Annotated in this window: 16 protein-coding genes; 4 read left to right on the top strand and 12 right to left on the bottom strand. The window is 55.4% G+C overall.

Annotated features, from left to right (window positions below):
* The first annotated feature begins 99 nt into the window (after positions 1 to 99).
* Entirely contained in the window at positions 100 to 723 is a 624-nt protein-coding gene (locus IB213_RS08665; RefSeq protein ID WP_192405990.1) for a TetR/AcrR family transcriptional regulator, read from the top strand.
* 10 nt (positions 724 to 733) lie between these two features.
* On the opposite strand, the gene IB213_RS08660 is transcribed toward IB213_RS08665, so the two are convergent.
* On the bottom strand, positions 734 to 1,867 hold the full coding sequence (locus IB213_RS08660; RefSeq protein ID WP_370551202.1) for a multidrug effflux MFS transporter: 1,134 nt from the start codon (positions 1,865 to 1,867) through the stop codon (positions 734 to 736).
* A 34-nt stretch (positions 1,868 to 1,901) separates the two neighbouring features.
* Entirely contained in the window at positions 1,902 to 2,363 is a 462-nt protein-coding gene (locus tag IB213_RS08655; protein WP_192405988.1) for a MarR family winged helix-turn-helix transcriptional regulator, read from the bottom strand.
* 59 nt (positions 2,364 to 2,422) lie between these two features.
* Here IB213_RS08655 and IB213_RS08650 point away from each other — a divergent pair, with 59 nt between their 5' ends.
* The 3 genes from IB213_RS08650 to IB213_RS08640 all read left to right on the top strand — a co-directional run bounded on the left by IB213_RS08650 (position 2,423) and on the right by IB213_RS08640 (position 5,668).
* The gene (locus IB213_RS08650; protein ID WP_192405987.1) at positions 2,423 to 2,968 is read left to right on the top strand and encodes a PaaI family thioesterase; all 546 of its coding nucleotides are present in this window, start codon (positions 2,423 to 2,425) and stop codon (positions 2,966 to 2,968) included.
* A gap of 524 nt (positions 2,969 to 3,492) precedes the next feature.
* Positions 3,493 to 4,677, top strand: coding sequence for a 4-oxalomesaconate tautomerase (locus tag IB213_RS08645; RefSeq protein ID WP_370551193.1), 1,185 nt, complete (start codon positions 3,493 to 3,495; stop codon positions 4,675 to 4,677).
* Positions 4,678 to 4,834: 157 nt separating this feature from the next.
* The gene (locus IB213_RS08640; RefSeq protein ID WP_225561026.1) at positions 4,835 to 5,668 is read left to right on the top strand and encodes a tripartite tricarboxylate transporter substrate binding protein; all 834 of its coding nucleotides are present in this window, start codon (positions 4,835 to 4,837) and stop codon (positions 5,666 to 5,668) included.
* Between the two features lie 121 nt (positions 5,669 to 5,789).
* Here IB213_RS08640 and IB213_RS08635 read toward each other — a convergent pair whose 3' ends face one another.
* The 10 genes from IB213_RS08635 to IB213_RS08590 all read right to left on the bottom strand — a co-directional run bounded on the left by IB213_RS08635 (position 5,790) and on the right by IB213_RS08590 (position 14,293).
* Entirely contained in the window at positions 5,790 to 6,695 is a 906-nt protein-coding gene (locus tag IB213_RS08635; RefSeq protein ID WP_192405985.1) for a LysR family transcriptional regulator, read from the bottom strand.
* Between the two features lie 336 nt (positions 6,696 to 7,031).
* Complete coding sequence (cls, locus tag IB213_RS08630) at positions 7,032 to 8,516, bottom strand: cardiolipin synthase (RefSeq protein WP_192405984.1); 1,485 nt, start codon at positions 8,514 to 8,516, stop codon at positions 7,032 to 7,034.
* A 220-nt stretch (positions 8,517 to 8,736) separates the two neighbouring features.
* Entirely contained in the window at positions 8,737 to 9,339 is a 603-nt protein-coding gene (locus tag IB213_RS08625) for a DUF938 domain-containing protein (RefSeq protein ID WP_192405983.1), read from the bottom strand.
* Between the two features lie 424 nt (positions 9,340 to 9,763).
* A complete protein-coding gene (locus IB213_RS08620; RefSeq protein ID WP_191723732.1) occupies positions 9,764 to 10,837 on the bottom strand; it encodes a TerB family tellurite resistance protein in 1,074 nt (357 codons plus the stop codon).
* Positions 10,838 to 11,122: 285 nt separating this feature from the next.
* Positions 11,123 to 11,656: a DUF2199 domain-containing protein gene (locus IB213_RS08615; RefSeq protein WP_192405982.1), complete on the bottom strand. Its 534-nt coding sequence runs from the start codon at positions 11,654 to 11,656 to the stop codon at positions 11,123 to 11,125.
* Between the two features lie 2 nt (positions 11,657 to 11,658).
* On the bottom strand, positions 11,659 to 11,988 hold the full coding sequence (locus IB213_RS08610; protein ID WP_192405981.1) for a putative quinol monooxygenase: 330 nt from the start codon (positions 11,986 to 11,988) through the stop codon (positions 11,659 to 11,661).
* A 178-nt stretch (positions 11,989 to 12,166) separates the two neighbouring features.
* A complete protein-coding gene (locus IB213_RS08605) occupies positions 12,167 to 12,829 on the bottom strand; it encodes a hypothetical protein (protein ID WP_192405980.1) in 663 nt (220 codons plus the stop codon).
* Between the two features lie 148 nt (positions 12,830 to 12,977).
* The gene (locus IB213_RS08600) at positions 12,978 to 13,241 is read right to left on the bottom strand and encodes a helix-hairpin-helix domain-containing protein (protein WP_192405979.1); all 264 of its coding nucleotides are present in this window, start codon (positions 13,239 to 13,241) and stop codon (positions 12,978 to 12,980) included.
* 104 nt (positions 13,242 to 13,345) lie between these two features.
* Positions 13,346 to 13,927: a bifunctional 2-polyprenyl-6-hydroxyphenol methylase/3-demethylubiquinol 3-O-methyltransferase UbiG gene (locus IB213_RS08595; RefSeq protein ID WP_192405978.1), complete on the bottom strand. Its 582-nt coding sequence runs from the start codon at positions 13,925 to 13,927 to the stop codon at positions 13,346 to 13,348.
* A gap of 117 nt (positions 13,928 to 14,044) precedes the next feature.
* A complete protein-coding gene (locus IB213_RS08590; RefSeq protein ID WP_192405977.1) occupies positions 14,045 to 14,293 on the bottom strand; it encodes a hypothetical protein in 249 nt (82 codons plus the stop codon).
* Between the last annotated feature and the right edge of the window lie 162 nt (positions 14,294 to 14,455).

Here is a 14,455-nt window from a genome sequence, read left to right as displayed (position 1 = left end):
TGATGATGATCGTAATCTAAAAAGTCAACACTTTAATTACGATCGTAATCAATATATAGTAGAAGCTCCGCATGCACACAGACACTCCACGGTAGAAAAATGAAGCTCACCAAAGCACAGGCTCAGGCAAACCGAGCACATGTCGTGAAAACGGCGTCAGCACTGTTTCGCGAGCGTGGATACGATGGCGTGGGCGTGGTCGACTTGATGGCGGCAGCGGGGTTCACTCAAGGCGGTTTCTACAAACAGTTCCGCTCTAAGACGGACTTGATGGCGGAATCTGCCGCTTGCGGGATAGAGCAGACTGCTGAGTTGACGAAAGGTATTGGCCTGTCGACTTTTGTGAACAGCTATCTGTCTCGTGAGCATCGTGACAATCGGTCGGCGGGCTGCACTATGGCCGCTCTGGGCTCCGACGCAGCGCGCCAGACGCAAGAGGTCAAGAGAACATTTGCTGCTGGCATTGAAAGTTTGCTGCAGGCCCTTGAGAAGGAATGTCCGACCTCGGAGCGAACAGGAAATAACGAGGCACGGGCCAAGTCCATCAATACCTTTGCGCATATCGTCGGAGCCCTGGTCATATCTCGGGCCTGTCCCGATGATTCACCACTTGCCGACGAAATCTTGGCGGTGTGCCGGGACAAGATCCTTGGCACGCTGGCGGAGCAACAAGGCGTACCGCCTCCCGCAGCGGCTCACGCTGCTCAATCTGATGTGGCCTGAGCTTTAACGTTCATCGCTTTACTGCGGCCCCAAACGTCACCAGCGCCATCAGCAAGCTGGTGGCGATGACAGCGCTGAATGCCAAATAGGGAGAAAGCGGCAGTGCAGAGGTAATTGCAATGGAGATAGCAGCACAGCCCATTTGCAGAAAACCCAGCAAAGCAGAGGCTGCCCCAGCGTTTTGCCCAAAGGGTTGCAGGGTCACGGCAGTTCCTAGGGGATTGATCAGGCCCATTCCAATCAAGAACACCGTCAACGCCGCCGAAAAGTAGTACACCTGCTCTGGGGCTGCCAGCAGGGTCGCACCAGCGGCAAAGGCAATGACAATGCCTGCACGGGCAGCGCGCAGTGTGCCAAAGCGGTGCGCAAGTCGAGGAGCGAGCAGGCCAGCTCCAAAGACAACAAAGACGGTCGACGCGAAAAAAAGTGCGAGTTGCAAAGGCGAAAAACCAAACCCTTCCATCAAGATCGCCGGCGCCATTGCAAAAAACAGATACAGCGAGCCCAAGACCAAGCTGACAGATACTGCAGGTGCAATGAAACGGCGGTCAGACAAGAGTGCTTTGTAGGTCGCGACGACAGCACTGAGCGCCAACGGGCGGCGTAAGTCACAGCTATGTGTCTCCCCAAGTCGCGACACATAGTGGATACCCAGCAAGATGGCGAGAACCCCGACAACGCCAAACGTTGCGCGCCAGCCCAAAAAGCTGTTGAAGACACCACCCAGTAGCGGAGAAAAGCCAGGTGCAGCTGCCATGGCGACCATGACCAGTGAAAGCGCACGCGCAAGCGTATCGCCTTCAAACAGGTCACGTGCAATGGCGCGAGATAGCACGGACGTCGCGCAAACGCCAAGGGCTTGAATCACTCGTCCGACGATGAGCTGAGGAAGGCTTGTGGCAAAGGCACATACCGCGCTACCGACCACAAACACGCACAAACCGCATACCACCAATGGTTTACGTCCAAAGCGATCTGACAAAGGCCCGACGAAAAGCTGACCCAACGCGAAAGCCACAAAGAAGGTGCTCAGAGTGGAACTAAGATCTTTGACAGATGTCCCAAGCTCGGCGCCCATGGAAGGGAAGGTCGGCAGGATGATGTTAGTGGCCAACGATCCCAGCGCTGCCAGTCCAGCGAGCATCACCAGCAATTCGCCTGAGAGGGATTGCGTGGATTCAGCCGGCTTTTGCATCATTGCCTTCCTCATCTCCGTCAAGGCATTCAATGCAGGAGTCGAGTAGGTCATGCAGCGCCGCCACACGCTCCGTGCCCAACTGCGCGTTCAAAGCAAGCTGTGCGGCTTTCCAAGCCTGTTGTGCTTGTGCTTGTTTGGACACGCCAGTTTCTGTTGTGGCGACTAGACGACTGCGCGCGTCGGCTCCAGCGCCAATCGTCAGCAATCCCATCGCCGACAGCGGCTGAAGATTGCGCGTCAATGTTGACGCGTCCATCTGCATGCACTTAGCCAGATCCACCGGCCGTATCGGCCCCAGTTTGACGACGTGGGAAAGCAGGGAATACTGCGTGATCTTCAAGCCCACCTCCGCAAAGAAATGGTCGTAGTGCCGCGTCACCATACGGCTGAGTTGGCGCAACTTCAGATTGGTGCACCCCTGGGGCTTGATGCTGTTCTTCATTTGATATATTGTAATTACAACTGTTGTAATTACAAGTTTTAAAAATGAAGGAGACTGAAATGTCTGTGGATCAAGTTATCGAAAGTTGGCGAGCGGATGAAGCTGCGGTGCGTGCTCATCTAAGAGCTGTGGATACGGGGCCGCACGGAAGTGTCACTGGTCGTTCTGGCATGGAAATGTTCGAGGCCATCTTTGCTGGCGAGCTTCCGCCAGCGCCTATAGGCGATACGCTCGACTTTGTTCCCATTCGCATGACGACTGGGGAGGCGGTGTTCCAGGGGAGCCCAAAGCGTCGTCACTACAACCCGCTCGGTACGGTGCACGGGGGCTGGTTTGCGACCTTGCTCGACTCTGCAGTGGGTTGTGCCATTCACACGACCTTGCCGGCGGGAAAAGCCTTCACCACCTTGGAGCTGAAAGTGAACATGGTGCGTGCGTTGACCGACGGTGTGCCGTTGGTGCGCGCGGAGGGCAAGGTGATCCACGCAGGCCGGCAGGTAGCCACAGCGGAGGGGCGCATCGTTGGACCCGATGGAAAGCTGTATGCCCACGCAACCACAACCTGCTTGATCTTTGATCAGCCCACTGGCGCGGAGCCATCATGAAGAATACCGACATTTTCGGCGTCCAGAACGAGCAACAGTAAACCTTGCATAGCGGTCATTGCCTGTCGAATCTCGAAGGTCCGCAAAGGGTCGATAGCACCACTTCTGCGCACGCCAAAGCTCTCACTCAGCCTTAGTAAGCTCCGGTTTTGGGGAGTAGTGCGGGCCAGCAACAAAGATTAAGTCCAATGACCGGCTTGGAAAGCAGCAGTCATTCGGTTTGCGGACTTGACCGACTGCAATCAGCCTTTAGCCGCTTGGTCAGCGGCAAGTCTGCAGCGATTCCGATGTTTCAGGGAATCTGCATGGACGACAGACTGGGCTGCGGCTAGCTTGGAAGAAGCCGTGCCTGAGCCACAACGCAATGGCGGACAAACCGCGGCTTCTGCCTCTCTCAGACAAGCCAATGGTCTGCTCTTCGGTCAATTGCTTCTTCAAGCTCAATTTCCTGTCATTGGAATTGAATTCCAAAGGCATGCGCTACTTAAATATAAACAGTCACCGGGCACGGCTGGTTTTTTGTGGTGAATCATTTCAACCCGGATCCACTCAACTGCACCACTCTCACTGTTGCAAAATTTTTAATAATAGATTTTTTTATTCAAATTTACATCAAATTCTTTTTAAAAGAAGATGAATGCATGAAAAAAAGCATTCCATGTACCTTAATGAGAAGTGGCACTTCCAGAGGACCATTCTTTCTAAAAGATTGGTTACCTGAGAAAGAGCAGCAGCGTGATGCTGTTTTGTTAAATATCATGGGGGCACCCCATGCTTTACAAATTAGCGGTTTGGGGGGAGGAAGCAGTTTAACCAACAAGGTGGCAATTGTTTCCAAATCAACACAACCCGATTGCGATGTTGATTATCTGTTTGCACAAGTTTCTATTGAATCCAATACTGTAGATACGAAGCCAAACTGCGGAAATATGCTGGCGGGCGTCGGGCCATTCGCAATTGAACAAGGCTTGGTTGTGCCCGAGGCTTCGCAAACATGCGTACGTGTCTACAACATTAACACGCGCTCAAAAACTGATTTACTTGTTTGCACACCACAGGGCAAAGTCGCATACGAAGGTGATGTTCTGATTGATGGTGTACTCGACCCCGCTGCGCCTATTCACCTTAATTTCAAGCAAATGCTGGGAAGCTCCACCGGACGACTATTCCCAACAGGGCTGCTCAAGCAGAAGATATTGGGAGTCGATGTCACCTGCATTGATGCTGCCCAGCTCATGGTGCTTATTGATAGCAAGCAAATGGGCTTGCAAGGCGATGAGACACCTTCCCAATTGCATGCGAATGCCGATGTTATGGCAAAAATTCGCGGTATCCGACTTGCGGCTGCGCAAGCTATGGGTTTAGGCGATGTTACACACACGGTATTACCAAAACCTGTATTAATCGGCAAAACCAATGACTGGAAAATCATTAACTCTCGTTACTTCACGCCACATGTGTGTCACAGCACCCATGCCGCTACAGGTGCAGTTGGAATTGCTATTGCCGCATTAATCAATGGCACGATTGTTTTTCATGAATCCACAAAAATCAAAGATAGAAACCATTTATTTATTGCTCACCCCAGTGGAAAAATAGAAGTTTGCGTTGATTACAATTCAAACCGACATGGTTTTGAAAAAATAACAAATGCAAGCCTGATAAGAACGGCAAAAAAAATATTTGAAGGCCAAGTTTTTGTGGGATAACCCGGTTATTAAAAGGAGACAAACCATGCCAACAAAGTTTTTAAAGAATATTTTGACAATTTCTGCATTGAGCTTACCTGCTTTGGTCTTGGCGCAATATCCAGAAAAGCCTATCACCATCGTAGTGCCCACCGCAGCTGGGGGAGGCAATGACGCCATGGCACGAATCATTTCGCAGCGCATGGGCGAAAAACTCAAGCAAAGCTTTATTGTGGAAAACAAGGCGGGGGGCAACGGCGCTATTGCTTCGGAATACGTAGCCAAGGCTAAACCCGATGGTCACACCATTTTGTTTGGCTACATTGCAACGCACGGCATGAACCCCGTATTGCAAAAGCTTCGCTATGACCCCATTAAAGATTTTGAACCCATCGGTTTGGTCTCTGAGTCCCCCACTCTTATGGTGACAACCAAGGGCTTCAAAATTGACAGCATGCAAAGCTTTATCGCTGAAAGCCAAAAGCATCCTGAGAAGTTCAACTACGCATCAGCGGGCAATGGCACTGCACCCCACTTTGCAGGTGAGTTATTCAAAGTCATGACAGATGCACAAATGCTGCAAATTCCCTATAAGGGCTCTGCACCTGCCATGACTGATACGGTGGGTGGGCAGACGCAAATCATGTTTCCCAGCCTGTTTTCTGCCTACCCCTATGTGGAATCCGGTCAAGTCAACGCTGTCGCTATCGCTGGCAAGCAACGCGTTGCAGTATTGCCCGAGGTACCTACTTTGGCCGAGCTGGGTGTGAAAGGTGTGGAAGTGGAGCAGTGGTATGCCCTTTTCGCGCCAGCCAGTACACCCGCCCACATAGTGCAAACGCTCAACACCACGCTGAATGAAGTACTACAAGAAAAAGAAGTCATGCAAAGGTTCGTTGCTCAGGGCGCTTATGTAAAAACAGGTACACCCGAAGACTTGAAGCAGCTCGTGATCGCCGAGTTAGAAAAATGGCGTGGCGTTGTCAACACTGCCAAGTTGCAAAGTCAGTAATACACCCATCAATTTTGAGACTGAGTATGGGTGCCCCGCAGAGGTCAACACCCATGCGTCACCATCCATGCGGCCACATCGCTGAGAGCCAACTTCCGGGAGAGCAACAGCTCTCCTTGTTTTATTCCACTGCGCTGGCCTGCAGGATGGCGTCATAAAAATCTTGCGCAGTCTCCTCCAGAGCCATGCCTTTACGCTTGATCAACCCAATATTGCGTGTAACTTTGGGTGCGACCAACGGCACAGAAGCCAATACTGGGTGATTCAATGCTGGCATGGCCAAACTAGGTACAGCCGCCACCCCTATTCCGGCCTCCACCATTCCCACCACCGTAGTCACATGTTTGGCTTCAAACTGCAGCGCCAGCGAAACCCCATGGCTGGCCAAGGCAATGTCTTGCAACACACGGTTGCCCGATGTCTTGCCCACACCGATGAGCGTCAAGCCTTCCAGCTCTTTCCAGTCAATACGTTTGCGCTGGGCTAAGGGGTGGTCTTGCCTACAAGCCAGCACAAACTGATCCGTCGCAATCGGCAGAAAGTCCAAGTCCAGCTCTTGGTTGCCAATGAAGTTAATGCCAAAGTCCACTTCACCTTTGGATACGGCAATCAGCACATCGTTGGCGCTGGCATCAAAAACATTGATTCGCACATTGCCGCGCGTACTGGTGAATGCGCTGATGTACTTTGGTAAAAAGTAATACGCCACCGACGGCACACAGGCGATGGTGATCGTGATAGTTCTTTGCTGTTGCAACGCACTGGATTTGGCAACAATGTGATCAAACCCATCAATCCACTGTGAGACCTCTCGGTAGAACTCACGTCCAGTGACGGTCAGCTCAATGTTGCGGGTATTGCGCTCAAATAATTTGACACCCAGCGAGTTTTCCAGGTTTTGGATTCTGCGCGTAAAAGCGGGCGCGCTGATATGCATCTTATCTGCAGCTAATTTAAAGTTCTTGGTCTCAACCGCTTTGAGAAACGACTCAATCTCTAGCAGTTTGAATTTTTTTCTAAGACCCATACTCACCCTAAATTCTGCATATTTGCAGTAGCTCATTCTAGGGCTGCGTCAGCCGCAAGCGGCTACGGGTTTGGCTCTACTCCAAGCTTCTGGTCAAGGTGAAAGAAGCAATGATCTGCAGTCAAAAGTGCTGAAATTATTTCAATTTCAGCTTCAGCGCGGAACTCAACACATGTTCAAACTTTGGGTAGAAATCAAAGTCAATCCGCATACGACACGCAAGACCTCTGCATCAACCGGCATTTTCCTGGGCGCCCCATCCATTGAACCAGATGGCATCAGAGACAAATGTGGGCTGCGTGACTCTTGATCGCCCCACCGCATCGAACTGCGCACTCACAGCACCGGGCTGAGCATGGCCAGCAGGTTGTTCCAGATGCGCTGCCTGCGGGGCCAGCCGTGCACTTGCTCTGCCGTTATCTGCAGGGATTGCGCAATGTACGCCGCCTGCCGTGCGCGAATGGCTTGCGTGGTGTCCGCATCCTGCAGCAGCACGTTGTTTTCAAAGTTCAAGTCAAAGCTGCGCAAATCCAGATTGGTCGATCCAATCAGGCTGACCTGCCCATCCACACACAGGGTCTTGGCGTGCAGCAGGCCCGGCTGGAACTCGTAGATCGTAATCCCCGCTTGCAACAATCGGTGGTAGTGGCTGCGGCTGGCTGCGCCCACAATGGCTGAGTCATTGCGTGCAGGCACGATGAGGGTGACTGGCACGCCACGCCAGGCTGCAGCGCACAGGGCATCAAGCACCGTGGCATCGGGGACGAAATATGGGGTGGAAAGCACCAGCTCTTGGCGGGCACTGGTGATCAGCGTGGCAAACAGTTGCGGGCAGGCACGGGCACGCTCGGATGGGCCTTCGGCAATGGCCAGCGCCACAAAACCCGGCGATGCCAGCGCCTGCGGCTGGCTTTGCGGCAGATATGGGGCATGTTCGGCCGTGGCGTACTGCTGCCAGTCACTGGCAAACACCAACTGCATTTGTGCCACAACCGGCCCTTGCATGCGAAGCATGATGTCCACCCACGGCCCATAAGCGGCCTTGGCTGCAAACACTTCGTCCACACAGTTCTGGCTGCCGCAATACGCAATGCGTCCATCAATCAGCGTGAACTTGCGGTGGTTGCGCAAATCCAGACGGCTGTTGAGCATGACCTGCAAAGGCCGGTTGATGGGCAGTGCCACGGCCAGTTGCACGCCTGCCGCGCGCAGGCTCTCCCACAGTACAGAGCCGACCAAGGGGCGAGAACCCAGCCCATCGACCATGGCCCTGCAAACCACGCCGCGAGCAGCGGCACGTATCAAGGCCTGCGCCACTTGCGTGCCCATCTGGTCATCGCGCCACAGGTAGTACAGCAGGTTGATTTCGTGCTGTGCGGCATCCAGATCCATCAACATGCGCCGCAGTGTCTCGCCGCCATCGGCCATCAGCTGTGCACTGTGGCCGGGCTGCGGCTGAAAACCGTTGACTGACGCTGCATAGCTGAATGCAGCCTGCCACTGCGGCGCAACGTGCGCAGCCATGCGCTCTGTGGCACCGGCCACAGCAGGGTGTGGCCGAGATTTCCCCACCAAAGAGGCTTGCTGCAAAACGTGCGCCTGCACTGCAAAATCTTGCACCTGCTGCAGGTGCCCGCGTCCCCTTCTGCGCAGTGCAACCTCGCCAAACAGGTAATACAGCACGCAACTGACATACGGCAGCAAAACCACCAAAGTGAGCCAGCCCATGCGCACGTCGGGCTGCAGGTCATTGCGCAACAAAATACGCAAGCCCAGGCAGACGATGAGCGCAACATGCAAGATGAGAAACAGCCAGGTCATGGGGCCAGCATATCGGCTCCATGAATAAACAGCGAACGTGCTGCCACCAACGCATCTACCGGCCAGAAGGTTATCAATCCTCTGGTGCTTGCCTGCGTTGCACAGGCAGCTATATTTTTCAGCTGCTTAGATAGGGGCTATTGCGGCAGAGGATCTTGCGGCAGGCACAGCTTCTGCAGCACATCCCGTACTTTTTGCCCCCGCACCAGATAGCGATGGCTTATGTTTTCTGAAACACCAGGCTGCGGTTATTGGCTGGCATAGGGTGGTCGTGCTGCAGGCTCCAGCCATGCTGCTGCGCCAGTTGCACCACGGCTTCAAAGTCACGAATGCCACTGGCCGCATCCCGCGCGCGCAGCCACGCATCAAATGCCTGATTGCTTGCGCTGGTGAACGTGCCGCCGTAGTTAAACGGTCCGTACACCACAAACACCCCACCTTGCGGGACATAAGCACCAGCCAAAGCAAACAATCGTTGCACCAGCGGCCACCCGACAATGTGCAAGGTGTTGCTGGTGAAAACGGCGTCAAAGACTCCTTGTGCCGTCTGCGGCCATGCGCTGGTTCGCACATCAAAATGCAGCGGCGTACGCAGATTGGGGGCTGGCAAATGCGCATGCCAGGCGGCAATACCGGCATGGTGCTCGGGCAGCTCACTGGTCTGCCACACCACATGCGGCAAGCGCGGTGCAAAGTACACCCCGTGCTGGCCAGTGCCACTGCCTACTTCCAGCACATGGCGGCTGTGGGCAAATGCGGTTTGCAGCACCTTCGCAATAGGTGCTTGGTTGTTCTCACAGGATTGGGCAAAGGGACGTGTCATGCGCGCCATCATGGCATGCATGCACTGAATGACACGGGCACACAGCCTGTACCTGTAGACCTTGTGTGCCAAGCACTGGCGGCCGCCTTGCATGGTGAGCAGCCCTTATCACCCAGCAAGTCGAGGGTGAGCGACCAAGTCAAAGCAAGTGCCTTGCAAGCACGTAGCAAGCACATAGCAAGGGCCACGTTAATCGCTTCAGGATTATTTAGATAGCTACTAACGCTTATAAACAAAGAACTTCAGATATAAAACCATCTGAAGTTCTTATTGGATAAGCGCTAACAGCTCTTATTTTTGCCTATTGCTTGCTGTGCTCAGCCAGCACAAGGCTAGCGGTGCGGCGCACCAAGGCTTGTGTGAACGGCCCCAGGCAATGCGTTGCTGGCCAGCCCAGCCGGCACTGCCCGGTGGCCCATGGGCATCAGCCGCCGCGCACCATCGACAAAATCTTGGCCGTATTCAGTCCACGCGCGGTTTCCTGCATCTGCGGCAGGTAGCGCGCCTGTAGCTGGCGGCCATCTTGCATGACATGCTGGTACGCGTCTTTGAGCATATCGGTGGACAAGGTGCGCCCGCCAGCGTAGTACTGGTTGGCTACATGGCCCAGCGCATACGTGCTGGCAAAGCTCATGCCGCTGCTGACGGCCTGTTTGCCCAGCCCGCCAAAAATGCCCTTGCCCGCCTTGCCCAGCAAGCCACCCAGCAGTTTGCGCCCGGCTTCTTCCAGGTACTGCGAGGTCAGGCCCACACCCAGCGCGGCCAGCAGGTCTTTGATGTGGCCACGGTCCAGCTCATAGCCGTAGCTCTGCCCGATCTGATAGACCAAGCGCATCTGAAGCGGAATGATGGCCAGTGTGGACAGGTTTTCGGGCAGTAGCTCAATGGCGCCATTCATGATGGACGCCTTCAAAATTTTGCTGTCCATCTCTGGCGCAGACAAGGTGCCGGGGCGACGCTGTGCAGCCGTGGAAGGCAAGGCATCGACCGCCGCAGGGTGCGGCACAGCAATGCCCTGAGGCAGCGCCGCTTCGGGCACAGCCACTTGCAGCGGTGCATCGGCCACCGCCTGGGCTTGCTGGTCAAAACTGGCATAAGCGCCCACTGCTGCGGCACCCGCAGTCACAGAAGCTGCGGCAGACCCACTCGCCTGTGCTGTGGTTTGCGATGCCCCACCCATGCCCCAGGCTTGGCGTACCTGCGCCAAAAAGGCTTCTTCCTTGGGGCTGGTATGGCCGTCGGCATCGCACACGCACACGGCCATTTCATAGGCAAGCTGGCGCGCTTCGGTGCCCGTCAAACGGGCCAGCACATCTTGCAGGCTCACGCGGCGCAGCAGCACATCCTGGTACAGGCCGGGCAAATTTACATGGCTGTCGCCAGCCAGCCCTTCGGCTACCTGGCGAATTTGCTCGCGTTCGCGGTCATGTTTTTCACCATCAGCGAACGAAGCCAGCAGACACAAAGTCAAGGTAGCGCGAATATCTTCAGTGGTCATGGTGTTCCTAGATTGGCACAAGGATTGGAGCCCGGCAAAGACGGCAGGCTCCATATCGTACGATTGCTATCAAAAAAAATAGCTTCTCGCGCGCATCTGGATTTAACTCTTGGCCCATTTTGTTGTGATTTTTGAAAGCCCAGCCACAGATGACGCCCTCTGCACATAAGGGCAGGCAGCGCTTATTTCAAGCCCGTAGACCCAGCGCGGGCACTGCTAGCCGCCACAGCACGCGCCCCCCATCGCCTGCCCTGTCACAACACACACCCGGCGAATGCGAACAAATCAGCCCCTGCTGCCATGCATGGCCTGCTCAGCCAGCGCCTGTGCGCGTGCAATGCTGATGCCTTCATGCTGGTCCATCACCAGCGCATCGCTGTCTGCGCCCTCGGCGTTGCGGTGCAGCACCACCAGCGGGCGTGTACCGTCGGCCTGAATATAGACATTGGCCGGGCGCGACTGCTCCCAGGGGTAGACGCCGATGTGGTTGCTCAGCCAGCCAAAGAAGCCATCGCCCTGCACTGCATGCTCGTAACTCTCCACATAACGCTCAAAGCTGCTGGCGCTGGCCGACACCCACACACCCCACAGAAAAGGCTCATCCACGCCATGGATGGGTACCTCCAGAATGGCGCGTACAAAGTACTGCCTCCCTTCGGGGTGCTGTATCACGCACAGGTCATCACTCAGTTCAGCGATGGAAGCCTGCTCAGCCTGCGTCAGCCGGCTATACGGCGCAGGAGCCGCAAAGCCAAAACTGGGAGACCCCTCGTGCACCTCGCCACAGCAGGTGCAGGTGAATGCAAAGATGGCAGCCATGGTTAAAGCACCGGCACGGCAGTGCAAGCGGACAAAGCTTCGGTGCCAGCGCAGGCATCCATCAGCAAGAACTGGCCTGGCTGGCTCTGGTAGCCGTTGATCTGTGGCACCAGCCGCTGAAAATGTTCGGTGGCGCAATGCATATCCAGCGCAGCACGGTCCGGCCAGGTTTCAATAAAGATGAAGTGGCCCGGGTCCTTGTGGTCCACAAACAGCTCATAAGACAGGCACAGCGGCTCTTGCCGGGTTTTGTCTACCAGCTCTCTGTACAGCGGCATCACGGTCTCAATGTGATCGGGGTGTATGAAATCCTGGGCAATGACTTTCAGCATGCAGTGCATCTCCTGTTCAAGCAGCAAATTGGTAAAAAACTGAAATCTCGACAGACCGCCGGCTCAATCACCCAATGCCCAAAGCCGTGTAAAACAGTGCAAAGCGACACTGCTCACACAACCATCAAGCCGGGGTGGCAAGCATGTCAACGCAGGCAGTGCTCACATGAAAAAAGCGTTACGCCGCCTCGTAAATGGCGCGCGCCACTTCCAGCTGGCCGTTTTGGATCAGGTAGAAAAACCCACGCTCCACATCCACCGCGCGCGGCTGACCATCCAGGTACTGCAGGCTGATCGCCTGGCACTCTGCGCACCAGCTGGCATAGGCCGCGCAATTGACTGCAGTGGGTGTGATGGCGCTGTGAAACCGCAGCGTATTGAGCGCCTTAGGGCCGCCTTCGCGGCGCATACGGGCAATCAGCAAATCCAGCACACCGCACTGCGCGGGGTTTAAAAATGCCGTGATCTTGGAGATAAATGAAATACCCGAAAACTGCGGCATGCCCAGCTTCTTGATGGCGTCCAGCCCCGGCACCTGCGCCTGCCGCACCAGCGCCTGAAACGCCTGCACCTGCTGGGCAGTGACGCCCTGCTTGAACTTCATCACCCGGTGCATTTGGTAGCCCGCATTGGCATTGCCCCAAAACACAATATTGGCCAAGCCGTTTTCTACCTCCTGTGCCACCGGCGACGTCAGCAGCGCGTGGATATAGCGCTCCACCTCGGGCATGCCCTGCACCACACACTCGGCCTGCTGTGCAAAATCGTAATACGTGGCCGGAAAGTTATAGGCAGCCATGGCAGCACGCAGTTGTGCCACCTGTTCAGAAGTCAGAGACATAAGCGAAAGAAAAAGCGATCAGATCAGCACGTGCAAAGTTGCACAGAGGGTGCAAAGTATGCCTTGCCCACCATGGCTGCAAGGCCTCGTTATCTGCAAAGCTTGCCTCTTTGGCATTCACACGCCGGCATGCCTGCACGCCGTGTTTTCAATCAGCGGGTGTCTGGACCGATTCAGCCTGGCGCGAGCGCCCCAAGGCAATCGCTGCCTGAATGGCGGCCCGCGCCTGGGGGCTGTTTTTCCAGCAGCTAGAGCCAACAATGGCCGATGCCTTGGCCACAATATCCAGCGCATTGGCCTTGCTCAACTGCGCCAGTGATTGAAACCCCATCTGCTCCAGACGTGCCACTACGGTGGGCCCAACCCCTTTGACGGCCAGCAAGGCCTTGCGTTCTTCGTGCGAAAACGGCATGCATTCCCTCTCTTGTGTGTAATTTCTCGCGTCTTTGATTTTCCGCACCAGGATTGGTTGCAGGCACAGGTACGAGCCAGCGCCCCCATCAACCTAGGTGTGCATCAGGTATCGCTGCGGCGCAAAACCACCTCCCACAGCGCCTTCTGGTGAATGTACTTTGTCGTGACCCTGTGTTCTTTGGACAGCACCTGCCACCCACGCTCAAACAGCTGATCGACACTGGCCTCATCAAAGAAACGCTTGGGCTGACCATCAACCAGGTAGTAGTTGGGCTCAATGACCGCATGCCCGCAAGCGCCAAAATGCTTGTCGTGCGTAGAGTTCAAGCGGCACAGAAAAATGCCCCCCGGCTGGAGCGTGCTGCGCACCCGGTCTACCAAGTCCAGCGTCTGCGCCCATGGAAAGTAGTGCAGCGTCAAGCTGGCAACAACACAGCCAGCGCTGCCCTCTGCCATCGGAAATGGGTCGCGGATATCGCAGCATTCCACCGTCGCTGCCGGGGCGCGCAGCCGTGTTGCGACAACACCGGTTAACGCCTTGTCAAAGGCCGTCACGGTCAAACCTGCACCAACCAGCGTGACGGTGTCATCCCCCATGCCGCACCCAATCTCCAGCACAGGCGCTGCGCCATTGCTTTCAAGGACCAAAGGAAGCCAGCGGTGAAGCCAAGGATCAGAAAACATGGTGTTTGTACCGCCTGTGAATCAAAAAAAACTACGCCCCAGCACTCAACGCTGTCAGCAGCCCTGCGCATTGCGCTGAACGCAATGTACGCATCGAAGAAGCTCGGGCCCGGCCAGTCACGCATCCAGCGCTTCCTTTTCAGCCTGCACTGCCCGCTTGAACTCACTGGCTTGTGCTGCAGATACCGACAACACAGCAGCCTCGCGAACGCGGTCATCCACCACGCCAGAGTTCTGCGCGAATGCACTCACGTCATGCAAGGGCGCAGGCACGCGTTGCAGACCCATCATGACCTGACCTTCTGACATTCCAAAGAAAGCACAAGCGTGCCACACGCTGACAGCCTCGCGCCAAAGATGGGTCACCCATTCTCCAGCTGCAGCTGCAGCTCCAGTCCCTGCGGTAACTGGCGACAAGCATCCAAGGCTTTTACCCCCTAATGCCACCGAACTGGCAAGTTGCGACAACAATCCCAACATCCGTGTACACCACGCAAGTGAACTTGCGTTCACCGCCAGCGTTGCAAT

This window comes from Comamonas sp. CMM02, assembly GCF_014851485.1.
GTDB lineage: Bacteria > Pseudomonadota > Gammaproteobacteria > Burkholderiales > Burkholderiaceae_C > Comamonas > Comamonas avium.
The sequence above is the reverse complement of the archived record's forward strand: the minus strand, read 5'-3'. Positions and strand labels throughout refer to the sequence as shown.

Coding starts and splice junctions, on each gene's coding strand:
- IB213_RS08665 (WP_192405990.1), top strand. CDS start 100: ATGAAGCTCACCAAAGCACAGGCTCAGGCAAACCGAGCACATGTCGTG.
- IB213_RS08660 (WP_370551202.1), bottom strand. CDS start 1,867: ATGCTCGCTGGACTGGCAGCGCTGGGATCGTTGGCCACTAACATCATC.
- IB213_RS08655 (WP_192405988.1), bottom strand. CDS start 2,363: ATGAAGAACAGCATCAAGCCCCAGGGGTGCACCAATCTGAAGTTGCGC.
- IB213_RS08650 (WP_192405987.1), top strand. CDS start 2,423: ATGTCTGTGGATCAAGTTATCGAAAGTTGGCGAGCGGATGAAGCTGCG.
- IB213_RS08640 (WP_225561026.1), top strand. CDS start 4,835: ATGGCACGAATCATTTCGCAGCGCATGGGCGAAAAACTCAAGCAAAGC.
- IB213_RS08635 (WP_192405985.1), bottom strand. CDS start 6,695: ATGGGTCTTAGAAAAAAATTCAAACTGCTAGAGATTGAGTCGTTTCTC.
- cls (WP_192405984.1), bottom strand. CDS start 8,516: ATGACCTGGCTGTTTCTCATCTTGCATGTTGCGCTCATCGTCTGCCTG.
- IB213_RS08625 (WP_192405983.1), bottom strand. CDS start 9,339: ATGACACGTCCCTTTGCCCAATCCTGTGAGAACAACCAAGCACCTATT.
- IB213_RS08620 (WP_191723732.1), bottom strand. CDS start 10,837: ATGACCACTGAAGATATTCGCGCTACCTTGACTTTGTGTCTGCTGGCT.
- IB213_RS08615 (WP_192405982.1), bottom strand. CDS start 11,656: ATGGCTGCCATCTTTGCATTCACCTGCACCTGCTGTGGCGAGGTGCAC.
- IB213_RS08610 (WP_192405981.1), bottom strand. CDS start 11,988: ATGCTGAAAGTCATTGCCCAGGATTTCATACACCCCGATCACATTGAG.
- IB213_RS08605 (WP_192405980.1), bottom strand. CDS start 12,829: ATGTCTCTGACTTCTGAACAGGTGGCACAACTGCGTGCTGCCATGGCT.
- IB213_RS08600 (WP_192405979.1), bottom strand. CDS start 13,241: ATGCCGTTTTCGCACGAAGAACGCAAGGCCTTGCTGGCCGTCAAAGGG.
- IB213_RS08595 (WP_192405978.1), bottom strand. CDS start 13,927: ATGTTTTCTGATCCTTGGCTTCACCGCTGGCTTCCTTTGGTCCTTGAA.